The 16,938-nt window shown below is 67.8% G+C and carries 16 protein-coding genes; 10 read left to right on the top strand and 6 right to left on the bottom strand.

Annotated features, from left to right (window positions below; genetic code table 11):
* Positions 1–56 precede the first annotated feature (56 nt).
* The gene (locus ACFYRU_RS01315) at positions 57–794 is read left to right on the top strand and encodes a TetR/AcrR family transcriptional regulator (protein WP_387651672.1); all 738 of its coding nucleotides are present in this window, start codon (positions 57–59) and stop codon (positions 792–794) included.
* Here the strand turns inward: ACFYRU_RS01315 and ACFYRU_RS01310 are convergent.
* Together ACFYRU_RS01310 and ACFYRU_RS01305 are read right to left on the bottom strand one after the other, a co-directional pair.
* The gene (locus tag ACFYRU_RS01310; RefSeq protein WP_387651671.1) at positions 775–1,410 is read right to left on the bottom strand and encodes a nucleoside/nucleotide kinase family protein; all 636 of its coding nucleotides are present in this window, start codon (positions 1,408–1,410) and stop codon (positions 775–777) included. The two genes, ACFYRU_RS01315 and ACFYRU_RS01310, sit on opposite strands and share 20 nt — an antisense overlap.
* Positions 1,411–2,748, bottom strand: coding sequence for an FAD-dependent monooxygenase (locus ACFYRU_RS01305; protein ID WP_387651669.1), 1,338 nt, complete (start codon positions 2,746–2,748; stop codon positions 1,411–1,413).
* 83 nt (positions 2,749–2,831) lie between these two features.
* On the opposite strand from ACFYRU_RS01305, the gene ACFYRU_RS01300 reads away from it, so the two are divergent.
* The gene (locus ACFYRU_RS01300; RefSeq protein ID WP_387651668.1) at positions 2,832–3,431 is read left to right on the top strand and encodes a TetR/AcrR family transcriptional regulator; all 600 of its coding nucleotides are present in this window, start codon (positions 2,832–2,834) and stop codon (positions 3,429–3,431) included.
* A gap of 56 nt (positions 3,432–3,487) precedes the next feature.
* The gene (locus ACFYRU_RS01295) at positions 3,488–4,174 is read left to right on the top strand and encodes a hypothetical protein (RefSeq protein WP_387651666.1); all 687 of its coding nucleotides are present in this window, start codon (positions 3,488–3,490) and stop codon (positions 4,172–4,174) included.
* A gap of 3 nt (positions 4,175–4,177) precedes the next feature.
* On the opposite strand, the gene ligD is transcribed toward ACFYRU_RS01295, so the two are convergent.
* Genes ligD through ACFYRU_RS01280 form a run of 3 tightly spaced genes read right to left on the bottom strand, consistent with a single transcriptional unit; the run spans position 4,178 to position 7,356 of the window.
* Positions 4,178–5,140: a non-homologous end-joining DNA ligase gene (ligD, locus tag ACFYRU_RS01290; protein ID WP_387651663.1), complete on the bottom strand. Its 963-nt coding sequence runs from the start codon at positions 5,138–5,140 to the stop codon at positions 4,178–4,180.
* A 35-nt stretch (positions 5,141–5,175) separates the two neighbouring features.
* On the bottom strand, positions 5,176–6,285 hold the full coding sequence (locus ACFYRU_RS01285) for a branched-chain amino acid aminotransferase (RefSeq protein WP_387651661.1): 1,110 nt from the start codon (positions 6,283–6,285) through the stop codon (positions 5,176–5,178).
* A 27-nt stretch (positions 6,286–6,312) separates the two neighbouring features.
* Positions 6,313–7,356, bottom strand: a complete 1,044-nt coding sequence (locus tag ACFYRU_RS01280; protein ID WP_387651658.1) for a multiprotein-bridging factor 1 family protein — start codon at positions 7,354–7,356, stop codon at positions 6,313–6,315.
* Between the two features lie 167 nt (positions 7,357–7,523).
* Here ACFYRU_RS01280 and ACFYRU_RS01275 point away from each other — a divergent pair, with 167 nt between their 5' ends.
* The 7 genes from ACFYRU_RS01275 to ACFYRU_RS01245 all read left to right on the top strand — a co-directional run bounded on the left by ACFYRU_RS01275 (position 7,524) and on the right by ACFYRU_RS01245 (position 16,033).
* Positions 7,524–7,874 carry a hypothetical protein gene (locus ACFYRU_RS01275; protein ID WP_387651655.1) on the top strand — a complete coding sequence of 117 codons (351 nt, stop codon included), beginning with the start codon at positions 7,524–7,526 and terminating at the stop codon, positions 7,872–7,874.
* A gap of 248 nt (positions 7,875–8,122) precedes the next feature.
* On the top strand, positions 8,123–10,420 hold the full coding sequence (locus tag ACFYRU_RS01270) for a fibronectin type III domain-containing protein (protein ID WP_387651652.1): 2,298 nt from the start codon (positions 8,123–8,125) through the stop codon (positions 10,418–10,420).
* A 126-nt stretch (positions 10,421–10,546) separates the two neighbouring features.
* Entirely contained in the window at positions 10,547–11,767 is a 1,221-nt protein-coding gene (locus tag ACFYRU_RS01265) for an MFS transporter (RefSeq protein ID WP_387651650.1), read from the top strand.
* Positions 11,767–12,243, top strand: a complete 477-nt coding sequence (locus tag ACFYRU_RS01260; protein WP_387651648.1) for a winged helix-turn-helix transcriptional regulator — start codon at positions 11,767–11,769, stop codon at positions 12,241–12,243. The genes ACFYRU_RS01265 and ACFYRU_RS01260 overlap by 1 nt, the downstream gene beginning before the upstream one ends.
* 76 nt (positions 12,244–12,319) lie before the next feature.
* Positions 12,320–12,802, top strand: coding sequence for a hypothetical protein (locus tag ACFYRU_RS01255; protein ID WP_387651645.1), 483 nt, complete (start codon positions 12,320–12,322; stop codon positions 12,800–12,802).
* 103 nt (positions 12,803–12,905) lie between these two features.
* The gene (locus ACFYRU_RS01250) at positions 12,906–14,567 is read left to right on the top strand and encodes an FAD-dependent oxidoreductase (protein ID WP_387651642.1); all 1,662 of its coding nucleotides are present in this window, start codon (positions 12,906–12,908) and stop codon (positions 14,565–14,567) included.
* The gene (locus ACFYRU_RS01245) at positions 14,567–16,033 is read left to right on the top strand and encodes an ATP-binding protein (protein ID WP_387651639.1); all 1,467 of its coding nucleotides are present in this window, start codon (positions 14,567–14,569) and stop codon (positions 16,031–16,033) included. The genes ACFYRU_RS01250 and ACFYRU_RS01245 overlap by 1 nt, the downstream gene beginning before the upstream one ends.
* On the opposite strand, the gene ACFYRU_RS01240 is transcribed toward ACFYRU_RS01245, so the two are convergent.
* Positions 16,030–16,935, bottom strand: a complete 906-nt coding sequence (locus ACFYRU_RS01240) for an alpha/beta hydrolase family protein (RefSeq protein WP_387651636.1) — start codon at positions 16,933–16,935, stop codon at positions 16,030–16,032. The two genes, ACFYRU_RS01245 and ACFYRU_RS01240, sit on opposite strands and share 4 nt — an antisense overlap.
* Positions 16,936–16,938: the final 3 nt, after the last annotated feature.

Below are 16,938 nucleotides of genomic sequence, written 5' to 3'. Positions count from 1 at the left end.
ACGCTAAATAGCGTAGCAGGTACGCAGTACCGATGCGCAAGCCCTAAACTGACCTGGTGGAGAACAACGAGCTGCCGGCCGACGTCGCGCTGATGTGGCGGCTGCGGGAGACGCCGCGCCGCGGGCCGAAGCCGTCGCTGACCCTCGACGACATCGTCCGGGCCGCGATCGAGATCGCCGACGCCGAAGACCTGGGCGCGGTGTCGATGGCGCGGATCGCGGAACGGCTCGGCAACTCGACGATGGCGCTGTACCGGCACGTCAAGAGCAAGGACGACCTGCTGGTGATCATGTCGGACGCCGCGCTCGAACGTCCGGAGCCGTTGCCGGAGGGGATCGATTGGCGCACCGGCCTGACGTTCTGGGCCGACGGCGTGATGGCCGCGATCCGCAAGCACACCTGGTACGCGCGGGTGCCGATCTCGGGGCCGCCGGCCGGCCCGAACAACCTCGCCTGGTTCGACTCCGCGCTCGGGGCACTGAAGGACACCGGCCTTCCGGAGGCGGCGAAGGTCGGCGTGGTGATGGGCTTGATCACCTACGTCCAGGGCGAGATCCGGATGGCGTTCGACCTCGCCGCCGGGTACGCGGAGAACCCGGACTCGTTCCAGCGGTTCGGGTCGACGCTGCGGCGGGTCGCGGACCCGCGGGTCTATCCGGCGGTCGCGCGGACGGTCGAGGCGGGCGTGTTCGACGAGGTCGGCAGCTTCGAGGAGGACAACGAGGCCGACTTCGACTTCGGCCTGCAGCTCTATCTGGACGGGGTGGCCGCGTTCATCGAGCGGGTTGGATGATCGCGTCGGCGCGCGGCGCGGTGGCCGCGATCAGCTGCGCGTTGCGTTCGTCGGAGCCGTAGGTGCGGTCGTGGGCCTCCGCAGGCGACCGGCCGAAGGCGCGGTGCCTTGCTTCCAGCCGCTCGTGGCGCAGGTCCTCGGGTACCTCGACGTACCAGCACTCGTCGAGCAGGTTCCGGAGGGCGGTCCAGGGTGTCTCGTCGAGCAGTAGATAGTTCCCCTCGGTCAGGACCAGCGTGACCTCGGGGGCGACGCCGATGCTCGCGGCGATCGAGTCCTCGATGCTGCGATCGAACCGCGGCGCCCAGATCTGCTCGTCCGGACTCTCCTTCAGTCTCCTGAGCAACGCGACAAAACCGCCCCCGTCGAAGGTGTGCGGCGCGCCTTTGACATCCGCGAGTCCCAAAGCCTCGAGAACGGACTGCGCGAGGTGGTACCCGTCCATCGGTACGAGTGCGACCTTGTGACCGTCGGCGGTCAGTCGTGCGGCGAGGTGTTCGGCGTACGTCGACTTGCCGGCCGCCGGTGCTCCGGTGATGCCGAGGATCTGCCGCCGCCCATACGTCGCCAATTCGACAGCGCGCTGATAAGCGGCGGCTTCGGCCAAAGTCTGCATCTATGCAAGGTAGCCGTCCGGTCGGACGAGGATCTCGTCGCCCGGCGCCGCGTGGTAGATCGCGTACGCCTCGGGTGAGGTGATGTCGACCGTGTACGGGTGGGTCGACGGGGTGGTGGGGGAGAAGCGCAGCAGGGTCTCGTGCGGGCCGCGGAACAGCTCGAAGAGACGGGTTTTGTTGCCGTCGGCATCGGTGATGGGTGAGTCGGGTGCGCGGTCGCCGCTCGCCAGCGGGCGGGTGTCGGCGGGGTCGCGGTACGAGACGTCCAGTTGGCGGGTATTCTCGCCGCGCTCCAGCGCCGACTCGTCGCCGTCGACGTGCTTCTGCATCAGGTCCTCGCTGATCCCGAGGACACGCTGTGCGTTCGTACGGCGCTCGGTCTCGTATGTCGCGAGCACCTCCTCGCGGCCGTCGGCCAGTTTCCAGCCGAGGTTGTACGCGTCCTGGACGCCGGTGTTCAGGCCCTGGCCGCCCGTCGGCGGGTGGACGTGCGCGGCGTCGCCGGCGATGAAGACGCGGCCGACCCGGAAGCTCGCGGCCAGTCGTACGTTCGGGCGCCAGGCGGTCGACCAGGTCAGGTCGCGCAGTTTCGCCGTACCTTCCCCTGCGTACTTGTCGACGAGTGCCTGTAGCCCTTCGAGCGAGGTGTCGCCGTCCAGCGGTGCGCCGAACTGGAACTGGTCGCCGCCGGACAGCGGGGTCAGCGCGATCCCCTCCATCGGGTTGTCCAACGATCCGAACCAGTACCCGTACTGGTGGTCGAGACCGTCAGCGGCGACGTCGCCGAGCAGCATCCGGATCGACTCGTCGGTCGTCCCCTCGAACGCGATCCCGAGGTGCTTGCGGACGAAGCTCTTCCCGCCGTCGGCACCGACCAGGTAGTCGACGGTCAGGGTCTCGCCGGTCGACAGTTCAGCGGTCACCGCCGTGTCGGTCTGGGTGAAGCCGGTGATCGCGGTGCCGAGTTCGACGCTCACGCCGTACTCCGAGAGCTTGTCGCGGAGGATCTTCTCGGTGCGCGACTGGCCGAGCATCCAGGCGTTCGGGTACGGGATGTCGGGGGTGGGCTCGACCGGGTCGGCCATCCGGCGCTCGCCGACGAGTTGACCGCCGACGTGGATCTTCATCAGCGGGACGTCGCGGCCCTGCGCGAGCACCTGGTCGAGTACGCCGAGGTCCTCGAACGCCTCGAGGGTCCGCGGTTGGAGGCCGTCGCCGCGCGAACCGTCGAAGTACTCGGTCGCCTTGTCGATCAGCCGGACCGCGATGCCGCGCCGGGCCAGTTCGATGCCGAGGGTCAGGCCGGTCGGTCCGGCGCCCGCGATCAGGACGTTCACAGTGGTCTCCTTGGGTGAATTATGATTCACTGAATTCGGATTCAGTGTGGGTGTGGCTAGGGTTCGCTGTCAAGGAGGTACTCGTGACGGACACAGTGAGCCGCCGGCAGCGGGCGGCCGGGACCGAGGCGGCACTGAAGCAGGCCGCGCGCGACGTCTTCGCCGAGCGCGGGTACCTGAACACGAAGATCACCGACATCACTGCGGCGGCGGGGCGCGCGACGGGGTCGTTCTACAACCACTTCGCGAGCAAGGAGGAACTGCTCGAGGCGTTGCTCCGCGACATGCTCGCGGCCGCGGACGATGCGGTGGTCGACGTCGCCGGACACGACGCAGATTTCAGTAAGCGGTCAGCGATCCGCTGGCACGTGGCCGCGTTCTGGCGGTTCTACAAGGCGCATCTGCCCGAGATGATCGCGATCAAACAGGCCGCAATGGTCGACCCGGACCTCGGCCGGCGCCTGCAGCAGATCATGACCGACGACCGGCAGCACATGATCGAGCACTTCTCCCACCTGCCTCATCCACCGGCGGATCCACTGGTCGCCATCTCCGCGATGAACGCACTCCTGGAGGGCTTCGCCTACACCTGGCTCGTGGTGAATCCGGCCGACGGCCAGACGATAAGTGACGATCTCGCAATCGACACACTGACCGACCTCCTGCACCATGGACTGGGATAGCAGCAGTTGCGCATACGTCATGCATGCAGCGTCCGGCCGTGTGTTGGGGAGGCATCGTGGCCGACATCAAGCAGCCCAGGATCTCGCTCGGTCGCAAGGTGCGAGCCGGACTCGGCGCTCTGCTCGCCCTGCTGGTGCTGGTGACCGGCGTGGCGATCGCGCTCGTCGTCGATCTCAGCCAGGGCGACACTCGGGTGAAGGACGATGTTCCCTACGCGACGGCCATCGCCTCCGCCTCGTTGGACGCGAAGAGCGTGGCCAACGATCAGCGCGGCTTCCTGCTCACCGGCGACTCGATGTATCTGCGGGAAGCCGACCAGCGCGTCGCCGCTGCACGCCGGGATTTCGCGGCCGCCGTGCAAGCAGCCACCACAGAGGACGAACGCCGGGCCGCGGGCGACTCGAGCACCGGTTTCGAGCGCTGGTGGACGGCGACGCGGGCCGAGTTCGTGGCGTACCAGGCCGGTGACGAACAAGCGGCGATCGCGGCGTCGGTGGGGCCGGACCGGGCGCTGCGTAAGGCGTACGAGAACTCGCTGCAGCGGACGCAGAGCATCGGACAGAGCTCGCTCCAGTCCGCGACCAACTGGCTGCCCGGTTCGGCGACGAAGGCTGTGCTGATTCTGGTCGGGTGCCTGCTCGTCGCGCTTGTCGCCGGCGCGGTCATCGCTTCCTGGCTGCTGAGGCAGATCTCGCTGCCGATCTTCAAGCTGGCGGCGATGCTGACCGCGGACCCGCTCTGACGCCTACTCCTCCGGGGGCGGGGGTTCCTCGGCGCCTTCGCGTTCGTCGCGGTCGGCCCACTCCATCAGGGTGGCGAGCGAGTAGACGTTCTCGTCGATCGTGGCGTGGAGATCGCCGAGCTCGGCGTACCTTCCCGGCACGGTCGCGATCGTGAAGTCCTTCGGGTTCACGTCGTCGACCTCGTCCCAGTGGATCGGGGTCGACACGGTGCCCTCGGGGTTGCCGCGGACCGAGTACGCCGCGGCGATCGTGTGGTCGCGGGCGTTCTGGTTGAAGTCCACGAAGACCAGTCGAGGGTCCCGGTCCTTGCGCCACCAGGTGGTCGTCACGTCCTCGGGCGCGCGTCGTTCCACCTCGCGCGCGAACGCGAGCGCGGCCCGCCGTACGTCGGTGAACCCGTACTCCGGTTTCACGCGGACGTACACGTGGATGCCGCTGCCGCCGGACGTCTTCGGGTAGCCGACCGCGCCGAGTTCGTCGAGTACTTCGTGCACGACGTGCGCGACCCGGCGTACCCGATCGAACGGGCAGTCGGGCATCGGGTCGAGGTCGATCCGCCACTCGTCGGGCTTCTCGGTGTCGGCACGCCGCGAGTTCCACGGGTGGAACTCCACGGTCGACATCTGTACGGCCCACGCGACGTGCGCGATCTCGGTGACGCACAGCTCGTCAGCGGTCCGGTTGTACCTGGGGAACTTGACCCGTACGGTCTCCATCCACGGCGGCGCGCCGTGCGGCAACCGCTTCTGGTGCACCTTCTCGCCGGACACCCCCTCCGGAAACCGATGCATCATGCACGGCCGCTCGCGCAGCGCGTTCACGATGCCGTCCCCGACGGACAGGTAGTACTTCACGAGATCCAGCTTGGTCTCCCCGCGCGCGGGAAAGTACACCCGGTCCGGATTGGAGATCCGGACCGTGCGGTCACCAACTTCGAGCTCGATCGCCGGAGACTTGGCCGCCATGGAGCCAACCTAACCGGCGCCGGGGACAAACGGCATCAAGCGAGCCGGGTCAGCCAGCCGCGGGTGTCGGGGGTGCGGCCGTACTGGAGGTCGAGGAGGCTACTGCGGATCTTGGCGGTGACCGGGCCGACGCCGTGGTCGATGGAGTGGTCGCCGATCGTCAGGTCCCCGTCGGGCCAGGCGAGGCGGCCGATGGGGGTGATGACGGCGGCGGTGCCGGAGGCGAAGGCCTCGGTGATCTCACCGTCGCGGACGCCGGTCTGCCACTCCTCGGCGGAGATCCGGCGTTCCTCGACCGGGTGGCCGAGATCGGCGGCGAGTTCGAGCACCGAGGCGCGGGTGACGCCTTCGAGGATCGAGCCGGACAGCTCCGGCGTGGCGATCCGGCCGTCGGCGTACACGAAGAACATGTTCATGCTGCCGATCTCCTCGAGCCACTTGTGCTCGGCGGCGTCGACGAACGCGACCTGCTCGCAGCCGTTCGCGACAGCCTCTGCCAGGCCGACCAGGCTCGCGGCGTAGTTGCCGCCGCACTTGGCCGCGCCCGTACCGCCTGGCGTCGCACGGATCGTGGAGGTCGTCAGCCAGATCGACACCGGCTTGGGACCGGTGTTGAAGTAAGGACCGGACGGGGATGCGATGACACCGAAGAGGACCTCGTTGGAGGGCCTGACGGCCAGGGCGGCTTCAGTGGCCATCATGTACGGACGCAGGTACAGGCTGGTCTCGCCGTCCTCGGCCGACGGCACCCAGGCCTCGTCGACGGTCACCAGTGCACGCAGCGCCGCGACGAACTCGTCCTCCGGCACCTGCGGGAGCGCGAGCCGCTGTGCGCTCGCGCTGAACCGAGCGGCGTTCAGGTCCGGGCGGAACGCCCACACCGACCCGTCGGCGTGCCGGTACACCTTGAGGCCTTCGATGATCTCCTGCGAGTAGTGGAAGACAGCAGCCGCGGGGCTGAGCTTGAGCGGTGCGTACGCCGTGACCTTCGAGTCGTGCCAGCCGCGATCCGGTGTCCAGTTGGCAATCACCATGTGGTCCGTGAAGGACTGACCGAATGCAGGGTCTTTCAGTGCAGCAGCCCTGGCCTCTGCACTGGTCGGGTCGCTCCGCAGCTCGACTGCGAAGTCCCATGCGTCTGTCACTACCGTTGCCCGCTGTTCACCTGTCACTCACCGCACGCTACCCCTGCCCTCAGCTCCGCCTCGACCCGCTGCCCACACTCCGGCCATCAGCCGCCGTAGCTCGCTCGCACCGGGCTCCGCCTGTACGACGGACAGCACCCGGGCGGCAGCGTCGTACACCAAGGTGTCGTGCCACTCGTCCGGAAGCTCCACCAGGACGCGGAGGGACATCGCCAGGCCGGCAGCGACCTCTCCCGCGACAGCCAGGCACTCGGCAAGACACAGGTCGAGCCGGGCGCGCTCACCGATCCACCTCTCCGGGCAGAGCTCCCGCGCACGCTGCAGCAGCACACAGCCGGCCACCCCGTAGCCAAGGAGAGTGCACATGCGTCCCTCGACCCAGTGCATTTGGTACGTCGGGGCGAGCTCGACGCCGATCAACTCCTGCAACGCGTGACGCGCCTCCTCGCTGCGACCGAGCTCAGCCAGGACCAGTGCTCGTGCTGCCCGTGGCAGGTAACCGTGATGGTCAAGGGCGACCGCTTCCTCTGCCAGCTCCAGCAGCTCCGGCAACGGACGTCGCCCGGACAGCCCGCTCAGCACCTCCCTCGCACGCACCGTCGCGCCCGCGCCGACGTCGTCTGCCGCCGCGCGAGCAGCCCACCACCAGCGGCCTGCAGTACTCCGATCGTCCAGCCTGGTCAGGGTTTCCGCGATCAGGATGCTCAGCTCGGCCGCCTCCGGCCGGTCCGCACCGGACAGTTGGCGCACCAGTGCCGGCAGCAACGCGGCCGGAGGGACGCTGCGGAAATCACCGAGCTGCTGGTTGGGAGCTGTGCCGACGAGGCCACGCCACGCCGCCTCCAACGGATCCGGGCGCACGCGTGCACGCCTTTGCTCGAACGTGGCGGACAGCCGGCCGTCGGTGCCGAGCTCCTGGTCGCAGAGTCGCGCCAGGTCCGCGGAGCCCGGCCGCTGCCCACGCTCCACCTGCGACAGGTAGCTGTGGTCGTACCCAACCTGTGCTGCGAGTTGCCGCAGGCTCAGCCCGGCCGTCTGCCTGCACTGCCGCAGTAGGGAACCGAAAGTCACAGGACCACCCCGTTCGTCGCTTCGAGCTCATGTGGTGCGTGCCGGGAACGCTACAAGCCCTCGCCGACAAAAACCGTTCAAAACAAGGACATGTGGGCTGTGGGCTGTTCCCACAGCCCACAGCAAACACCTGTTGTCCGCAGTGTGTTCTGGGCAATTCTGAAGAGGTGAACCCGCTGCAGCCCAAGGCCCGCCTCTTCCGTCTGGTCCGCCACACCAACCCCACCGCGATCCTCGCCGAGGGCGTGGAGTGGTCCGACGGCGCAGCCACCCTCCGCTGGCGCGGCCCCTGGCCCAGCACCGCCACCTGGGACGCCGGCATCCCCGCCCTCCTGGCCACCCAAGCCCCCGACCCCCGCACCCAACTCCACTGGACCCACGAGCCCCTCCCAAGCCCACCCGACGACCCCACCCCACCCACGGATCCCACCCCCACCATCTGGCTACCATCCCCAACCCCCGAAGGCCTCTGCTCCCGCTGCGGCCAACCCTGGCCCTGCCTGAGCTGCGGTCCCTGAGCGCCGTTGCAGGTAGAGCCTTTCCCCGATTGCAGCTACATGCAGCGGGGTTGCCCTGGAACCCCTTCGAACGATACAAATTCTGTCTGACCTTCGCCGGTGTCGCTCGGGGTGCGCCGGATCCGCCCAAGTCTGGAGAGTTGATGCGTCGCGCCCGCCTGCTGCTGACGTCTGCCCTTGTCCTGTCCCTGCCGTTGAGTGCAACGATCTCTGCGGTCGCTGCGCCACAGCCGTCCATACAGATACGTGTGGAGCCCGTTCCTGCTGCGCCGACAGCCGTACAGACCTTCCCTGCCCTCGGTGGTGTCGGCGTCGCGTGGAGTGCGCCGCTCGATGCCGGGGGAACTGTTGAGGGGTACCTGGTTCAGTCGCAGCGGTCCAACGGTGTGTGGGCCGATGCCTCGAAGAAGCTGCCGGCCGGTACAACGAGCTGGGTCGACACACACGTGAAGGCGAGCGCGAGCGCGACCTACCGCGTGATCGCGGTGAACGCCGACGGTGCGGGTGATCCGAGCGCGGCCGTGACCGGCACCAGGCCCGCGACCGATCCCGCAGTCGGGCCTGACAACGTCCTCGTTCTCGATACGGATGTCGCCGCGCAACCACAGGAACTGTTCACGGACGAGGTAGCTCGTTCCGTCGTGGATTCGTCCGCGGACAGTCTCCGGACTCTCTCGGCCGGGGGGCTGCAGATCGCCGGGCCAAGCGTCTTCTCCGGTCCCGGAACGTACTCGCTCGGCGGCGCCGGTTCGTCCTTCGTCCTGCGTCAGCAGGACCATCAGTGCAGCGTTGACGGCACGCTGAATATCGCCGAGATCGCCTACACAGCGGACCTGCAGGTCGCGACGATGAGCGCGACCTACTCCGGTTCCTGTACTGGCGTCGGTTCGGTGTACGGCGACATCCGCGTCCACAGCACACAGCCGTACGCGGCGCTGTCGATCGATACGCCACGGGTAGAACTCGGTCAGGTGGCGCTGAACACGGCTTCGAGGATCGTTCGGGTCACGCTGACGAATGCCGGCACCGAGGAACTCCACGCGGGCATCAAGCCGTTGGGGAACGATCCCACCTGGACACGCAACGAGGATTTCGCCTGCCAGCAACTTGCACCGGGAGCATCGTGCAGCGTGGCGGTGACGTTCACTCCGGATCACCCCACCGATGAAACTGAGCTGCTCACTATCGAGGACAACACGGCGCGAGCGACGCACCACATCCGTCTCCACGCCAGCGTGTACTCGATGCCTGATGCGCCCGACAAGGTGAAGGTGACCGCGACGTACAGCGGTGTGGACCTGAACTGGCGAGCGAACTCCTGGGGCAACGCCGCGCCGGTCGGATTCGTCGTGGAGCGGACGGTCGACGGAATCGCGACGAGGTTCACGGTGCCGCCGTCGCAGACCAACTGGACCGAGCAACGGACCGGAACCTCGCGCTCGGTGACGTACCAGGTGTCGGCGGTCAACGAATTCTTCGAAAGCCGGCCCAGCGCCTGGGTGTCACCGGCGCCGGTCGGTCAGCAGATTGCGGCGTTTGTCGCGCCGTCGTCGGGTGGGACTGCCGTGCTCGGGAGTCTCGCAGTACCGTCGGCGTCGCAGGTTGTGCCGGTCGAGGATGCTCCGGCCGGTGACGGGGCCGAGGTTGCGAGTGGGCCGAACGGGATCGACCTTGCGTACGTACTCGCCGATGGTCTGTGGGTACGGCGGGACGGTGTCGACACGCTCGTTCGTCCGGGGACCGGGATTGCGCATCCGGCCTGGTCGCCGGACGGTACCCGGATCGCCTTCAGTACTGCGGGTTGCGTCGATGTCCTGACGTTGTCCGACGCCTCTGTGGTCAGAGTCGGCTGCAACCTCGATCATCCGATCTGGTACGCCGACAACCACTCCCTGATCGTCAACGACACAAGCCTCTCCGGGGCGCCGCTGACTCGCGTCGAGGCGGCGGAGCAGGGGGCCCGTATCGCGACCATCGAGGGCTCCGAGGGCGCCACGCAGACGGTGCTCTCGCCGACCGGGAACCTGCTGGCCTTCGTACCGGCGGGAACCGTCGGTCAGGTGGCCTTCCTGTCGCCCGAAGGTGGAACCGCGACCGTGGCTGACCTCGGCTTGGTGGAGGCGAGCATTGCCGGGATCGAGTGGGACACGGTCGGCCGACAACTCGCCGTTCTGGTCAGGCGGGACGGCCGCGACATTCTCGAGACCTTCCAGGCGGCGGACTTCCTCGGCGGCGCCCCGCTCGAGTTCGGTGTCCCCCTGTACAACACGACGACCGAGCGTCTGTCCGACTTCGCCTGGCAGGGGCACAACGTCGTCATCGGCGACACACCGGCAGCCATGGGCGCGGACGTATCGATCCCGTTCGACACGTCCGCCGTGAACGGTGAGCCGACCCAATGCATTCTGGACGGCGACTTCCTCGGTACCTGTACGTCGCCTTTCACCGCGAGCGGACTGTCGAGCGGGCCACACGTGCTGCAGATTCAGCCTGCGGCTCAAGGGACGTACCGCGCCACCGCAACCCGCATCTTCACCGTCCGATAGCGACTAGGAACAAGATCTTGACGGTCAGCTGAGGTGTGACTGGGATCACTTCTGGGGCTGGATTGCATTGGGGTACTCAGGTGTTCTGGGTTTCATTGTGCAATTCAGCTCTGGAAGGGATCTGGCGTGAGTACCAGCACTCTCGAACTGACTGCGGCGCGGGCGCCGCGTGCTTTGGGTCGGCGGGCCGGCTTTTGGGTGGCTGCTTCGGTTGCGGGTCTGAGTTTGTGGACCAGTGCGGCTCCGACTACTACGTATCCGTTGTATGCCTCGGCTTGGCATCTGACTCCTACTGCTACTACTGCGATCTTCGCCGTCTATCCGGTGGTGCTGGTCGCGTTCCTCTTGGTCTTTGGGCAGCTGTCCGACTACATCGGGCGGCGGGCGGCCATGCTGTATGGCGTTGGCGCGCTGCTCGCCGGTGTGCTGCTCTTTGCGGTTGCTCCGTCCGTGGGCTGGGTGTACGCAGGGCGCGCGCTGATGGGTGCTGGGGTCGGCCTGGCGCTCACGCCCGCGACGGCCGCGGTCGTTGAGTTCAGTCCGCTCGGCAAGGCGGCGCGTGCCTCGTCCGTGACAACTGCTGCGACAGCGGTAGGCCTCGGGCTGGCGACGACCGTCGGCGGTGGGCTGATCCAGTACGCGCCGCTGCCGCTGCACCTGGACTTCTGGGTGCTGCTCGCGGTGATCGCGGTCGTCTTCGGGTTCGTCTGGCGGCTCCCGCGCCACACCAAGGACGAGAGCCGGGGGCACTGGCGGCCACGGCCTATCTCCGTTCCCAGGAGCATCCGGGTGCTGTACGTCGCGTCCGCCCTGGCCGTGACGACTGCTTATGCGTTCGGCTCGGTCTACCTGGCACTGGGTGCGCAGATCGCGCACCAGTTGATCGGGACCGCGAATGTCTTCGTGATCGGTCTGGTGCTGGCGATCATGTCGATCACGATTGGCGTCACCGCGATCGCCGGACGTCGCTTCCCGGCTGGGCGTCTCGTCTTGGCCGGCGCAGTCGCCACTCTGGTGGACCTGGCTGTTCTGGAAGCGTCCGCGCGGCTGCACTCGCTCCCGCTGTTCATGACGGCCACAGTGCTGGGTGGCGTCAGCTACGGTCTCCTGTTCTCTGGTGGTCTTGGTCTGATTACCACGCACGCACCTGCTCATCACCGCGGCGGCACGGTGGCTGCCGTGTACCTCGTGGCGTACGTCCTGCAGGGAGCGATCGCGCTGGCACTCGGACTGGTGGCGACCGCGTCCGGCCTCGAGACGGCATTGCTGCTGGGTGCGATTGTCATCGGTAGCCTGGCGTTGCTCGTGATCGCGGCCGCTCGGGCCCTGGCGGCGAAGGAGGTCTGATGGCAACGCGTACGGCGTCCCGGCCGAACTGCTCGATCGCTCGGTCACTGGAGCTGGTCAGCGACCGGTGGACGTTCATGATCCTGCGTGAGGCGCACCTCGGCACCACGCGGTTCGCGGACTTCCGTGACTTCCTCAAGATCGCGCCGAACATCCTGGCAAGCCGGCTGACCACCATGGTCGACGCGGGGTTGCTGGAGAAGCGTGAGTATCGCGAGGAAGGCGAGCGGACGCGGTCGTCGTACCACCTGACGCCTGCAGGTGCCGACCTGAAGCTCGTACTCGCGGCCTTGCAGCAGTGGGGCGATGTGCATGTGCCGCGGGCGGACGGGCCAACCGTGCTGCGGCGGGACACGCGGTCCCAAGGCCTTGTGGACGTGGGTTTCGTGGACAAGCGCGGTCGGCAGGTTCCCGACGACGACGTGGTCTTCGAACCTGTACCCGGGACCTCCGCAGACCGCAGTACCTGGCGTTGACGGTATTCGACAGCGTCGGGTTCCCGCCGTCGTGATGCATTGACCAGGAGTTATGGAACATCTCTACTAAATAGCTATGCGATGGCTTGCGATAGTTCTGGGGGTGCTGAACGGTGCAGTCACCAGCTCCGACTACGCCCAGTGCAGCCAGACCGTGACCGTGCTGCATGTCCAGGACTACAACTCCGGTCCCGTGATGGGGCTCGACAACCAGTACCACACCATGGGTGGCGCGGATTTCCACATCGCGATGACCGACATGGTGAAGGCCGGGTTCCCCGTGGCGAACACCGGCCGGACGTTCCCGGGACTGCGCGACGACCAGATCGGTCTCGGGCTCCCGGCAGCGGTCAGCGCGGGCAACGGCTACACCGCCCCGGCAGCCGTGCACGAGGCGCTCGACTGCTTGGTGAAGGGCAAGAACTGCGGCGGCTACAGCCTCCGTGGTGGTCCTTCGCCGGGGTTCCGTGGCCTGATGACGTGGTCGGTCAACTGGGACCACTACTACGACTGGGAGTTCCAGGACAGCCACGCGCCGTACCTCGACGCCCTTCCGTAGGCCGCCCCTCGCACCCGGTTCGCGAATCAGCCCCTCGCGAACCGGGTGTGGGCCTGTGGATTACCGATCCCTGTTTGTAGGCATCCGCTGGTATGAAGGAGGCATGACAGCGTCAACGACCCGTGCGGTGATCCTCACCGTGGACGACGATCCCGGCGTTTCCCGGTCGATAGCCCGTGACCTCCGCCGCCGGTACGGCGAGGAGAACCGCATCGTCCGGGCGGAGAACCCGGCCCAGGCGCTCGACGCCCTGAAGGAGCTGAAGCTCCGCGGCGAACCGGTCGCGCTGCTGCTCGCCGACTACCGCATGCCCCAGATGTCCGGCATCGAGTTCCTCGAGGCCGCGATGGACCTGTTCCCGCTCGCTCGCCGGGTCCTGCTCACGGCGTATGCCGACACCGACGCGGCGATCCAGGCGATCAACGTGGTCGACCTCGACCACTACCTGCTGAAACCGTGGAACCCGCCGGAGGAGAAGCTGTACCCGGTGGTCGACGCGATGCTCGACCTGTGGAAGGCGACCCCGGAGCCGTCCGGCGACGAGACCCGGGTGATCGGGCACCGCTGGTCGGCGCCGTCGTTCGCGGCCCGCGACTTCCTCGCCCGCAACGCCGTGCCGTACCGCTGGCTCAACGTCGACGACGAAGAGGCCAAGCGCCTGCTCGACGCGGCCGGCGTGGACGGTACGACCCTGCCGGTCGTGATCACGCCCGACGCCGGCGTCATGGTCGCGCCGTCCGAGGCGGAGCTGGCCCAGAAGGTCGGCCTCACCACGGCGCCGGCCAAGGACTTCTACGACCTGGTCGTGGTCGGCGGCGGGCCGGCCGGGCTCGGTGCGGCGGTGTACGGCGCCAGCGAGGGCCTGCGGACCGTACTGGTCGAGCAGTTGGCGACCGGCGGTCAGGCCGGTCAGTCCAGCCGCATCGAGAACTACCTCGGCTTCCCGGACGGGGTGTCCGGGGCGCAGTTGACGGACCGGGCCCGGCGACAGGCTGTCCGGTTCGGCGCCGAGTTGCTGACCACCCGGCAGGTCGTCGGGCTGGACACGCTCGGCAACGCCCGGCGGCTGGTGTTCGCGGACGGCAGCGAGATCTCGGCGCACTCGGTGATCCTCGCGACCGGCGTCTCGTACCGGACGCTCCAGGCGCCTGGCGTCGACGATCTGTGCGGCCGCGGGATCTACTACGGCTCGGCCACCACCGAGGGACCGGCCTGCGCCGGCGCCGAGGTCTACATCATCGGCGGGGCGAACTCCGCCGGGCAGGCCGCGGTCTATTTCTCCAGGCATGCCAAGCGTGTGCATATGCTGGTAAGAGGACCATCGCTCACCGCGACGATGTCGTCGTACCTCATCGACCAGATCGACGAGATCGACAACATCGAGGTGCACACCTGCACGCAGGTCGTTTCCTGTATGGGCTCGGAGCACCTGGAACATCTCACCCTGCTGAACAGTGAGACCGGGGAGAAGCGCGAGGTGGACACGGAATGGATGTTCGTGTTCATCGGCGCGGCGCCGCGGACGGACTGGCTGCCCGGTGACCTGCTCCGCGACGAGCGAGGCTTCGTACTGACCGGTCCCGATCTGCACGGCAAGCCCACCGGCTGGCCGCTCGAGCGGGAGCCGTACCACCTCGAGACGAGCATGCCCGGCGTGTTCGCCGCGGGTGACGTACGGGCCGAGTCGGTGAAACGGGTCGCGTCGGCAGTCGGTGACGGGGCGATGGCCGTGACACTGGTGCACCGATACCTGGAGATGCTCTGATGACTGACCAGACCGTGCAGCCGCGGCGGCTGACCCCGGATGAGCTGCGCACGCTGTTCCTCTTCGAGAGCCTGACCGACGAGCAGCTGGCCTGGCTCTCCGACGCGGGGCACGTCGAGGAAGTGCACGACGGGACCGTGTTCAACGAGGGCGACGAGGCGACCTGCTGCTACGTCCTGCTCAGCGGTGAGATCCGGCTCTGCAAGCTCTCGCACGGAGAGCTCGTGGAGATCAACCGGACCGGCCAGCGCGGGGTGTACTCCGGCGCCTTCAACGCGTTCTTCGGCGCCAACGACCACAAGTCGTACACGGCGACGATGCAGGTGACGCAGCCGTCGGAGTTCTTCGTGATCAGCGCCGAGACGATGGCGACGATGATGAACACCTGGTTCCCGATGGCGGTGCACCTGATCGAGGGCTTCGTGATGGGCATGCGCCGGACCAACGAGACGCTCGGAGAACGCGAACGGCTGCTCGCCCTCGGGTCGTTGTCCGCGGGCCTGACCCACGAGCTGAACAACCCGGCCGCGGCCGCGGTCCGGGCCGCGGCGACGCTGCGGCAGCGGGTGTCCGGGATGCGCTCGAAGCTGGCGATGCTCGCGGACGGGACACTCGACGCGACCAAGCTGCACCAGATCGTCGCTTTACAGGACGACGCGGTCGAGCGGCTGGACAAGAACAAGGACAAGGACATCCCGCCGCTGGAGCTGTCCGACCGCGAGGACGCGCTCACGGACTGGCTCGACGACCACGACGTACAGGCCAGCTGGGACGTCGCGCCGGTGCTGGCCCAGGCGGGTCTCGACGTGCCGTGGATGGAGGAGGTACTGACGGCGGTCGGCCCGAAGTACCTCGAAGGCGCCGTGCGGTGGCTGATGTACACGATCGACACCGAGTCGCTGATGAACGAGATCGACGACTCGGTCACGCGGATCTCCACCCTCGTTGGTGCGGCCAAGCAGTACTCGCAGATCGACCGCGCGCCGTACCAGACGGTCGATCTGCGCGAGCTGCTGAAGTCGACGCTGGTGATGATGTCGGGGAAGCTCCAGGGGTACGAGGTCGTCAAGGACTTCGATCCCGAGCTGCCGGCGATCCCGGCGTACGCCGCCGAGCTGAACCAGGTGTGGACGAACATCATCGACAACGCGGTCAGCGCGATGGGCGGTTCCGGGACGCTGACGCTCCGGACCCGGCGCGACGGCGCGTACGCCGTCGTCGAGATCGGCGACACCGGGCCGGGCATCCCGGAGGAGATCCGGCGGCGGATCTTCGAGCCGTTCTTCACCACGAAGCCGATCGGCGAGGGCACCGGCCTCGGGCTCGACATCTCCTGGCGGATCGTGGTCAAGAAGCACCACGGCGACCTGCGCGTGGAGTCCGAACCGGGCCGCACGGTCTTCAAGATCGTGCTCCCGCTCGAACCGGAGCGCGAACTGGAGTCCGACCCGGCGCTGCTTGCCTAGGGCAACCAGTCGAGGATGGTGGTGACGACTGCCGGGTCCACGTGTCCGGGGACCTGGTAGTCGGCTGTCGTTGACGGTTCGGTGCCGGGGAAGAAGTAGTGGTTGTCGGCGTCAAGGACCGTGATCGTGGCGTCGGGGAGTCCCGCGCGCCACGCCGGGAGGTCGTCGGCGACGGTGACCTGGTAGTCGCGACCGCCTTGCAGGACAAGGATCGGTACGTCGAGCTTGGCCGCGGTGGCGACCGGGTCGTACGTTCGCTGATCGAGCCAGAACGACGCAGGCAGGCCGAACGGAAGTTCGCTCGACGGGGTGTTCGCGGAGAGGCCGGAGTCGATGACGGCGGCTTGCCGTTCGAAGAGTTCGAGGGTGCCCGCTGGTACGGCCTCGGGTGTGGTGTCGGCGAGGTAGCGGATCACGCCGACGGCGGAGTGCTGCATCGGCTGGGTGTCGCCGGCCATGATCACCAGGCCGGCGACGAGCGGCTCCTCGGCGGCGATCTTCGGGGCGACCTTGCCGCCCATGCTGTGCCCGACGAGGACCACCCTGTCCACGTGGTCATGGAGCGTACGGACGGCGGCGATCGCATACGGGAGGTACTCCGAGGTCATCGTGTAGCCGGGTTCGGTCATTGCCTCCGGGCGGTTCGCGGTCGGCTTGTCGAAGCGCAGTACGGCGATGCCGTTCGTGGCGAGGCCCCAAGCGAGGTCCTTGAGCGGCTTGTTCGGGCCGGTGGTGCCGTCGCGGTCGAACGGGCCGCCTCCGGACAGCAGTACGACGCCGACGCGCGCCGCCTGCTTCGGGAGGGTGAGGGTGCCCGGGACTGTTCGGCCGGCCCCGTCGAGGCTGAGGTCGTGTTCGGTGAACGTGGCCGGATCGGCGTACGGCGGGGGAGACCAGGTCATCGG

The organism is Kribbella sp. NPDC004536, from assembly GCF_042873835.1.
Classification (GTDB): Bacteria; Actinomycetota; Actinomycetes; order Propionibacteriales; family Kribbellaceae; genus Kribbella.
This window is presented reverse-complemented; position numbering and strand designations above follow the sequence as displayed.

What these genes read in the sequence shown, in the direction of transcription:
- ACFYRU_RS01310 (WP_387651671.1), bottom strand. Translation starts at nt 1,410, where the DNA reads ATGCAGACTTTGGCCGAAGCCGCCGCTTATCAGCGCGCTGTCGAATTG.
- ACFYRU_RS01255 (WP_387651645.1), top strand. Translation starts at nt 12,320, where the DNA reads ATGCGATGGCTTGCGATAGTTCTGGGGGTGCTGAACGGTGCAGTCACC.
- ACFYRU_RS01260 (WP_387651648.1), top strand. Translation starts at nt 11,767, where the DNA reads ATGGCAACGCGTACGGCGTCCCGGCCGAACTGCTCGATCGCTCGGTCA.
- ACFYRU_RS01250 (WP_387651642.1), top strand. Translation starts at nt 12,906, where the DNA reads ATGACAGCGTCAACGACCCGTGCGGTGATCCTCACCGTGGACGACGAT.
- ACFYRU_RS01245 (WP_387651639.1), top strand. Translation starts at nt 14,567, where the DNA reads ATGACTGACCAGACCGTGCAGCCGCGGCGGCTGACCCCGGATGAGCTG.
- ligD (WP_387651663.1), bottom strand. Translation starts at nt 5,140, where the DNA reads ATGGCGGCCAAGTCTCCGGCGATCGAGCTCGAAGTTGGTGACCGCACG.
- ACFYRU_RS01240 (WP_387651636.1), bottom strand. Translation starts at nt 16,935, where the DNA reads ATGACCTGGTCTCCCCCGCCGTACGCCGATCCGGCCACGTTCACCGAA.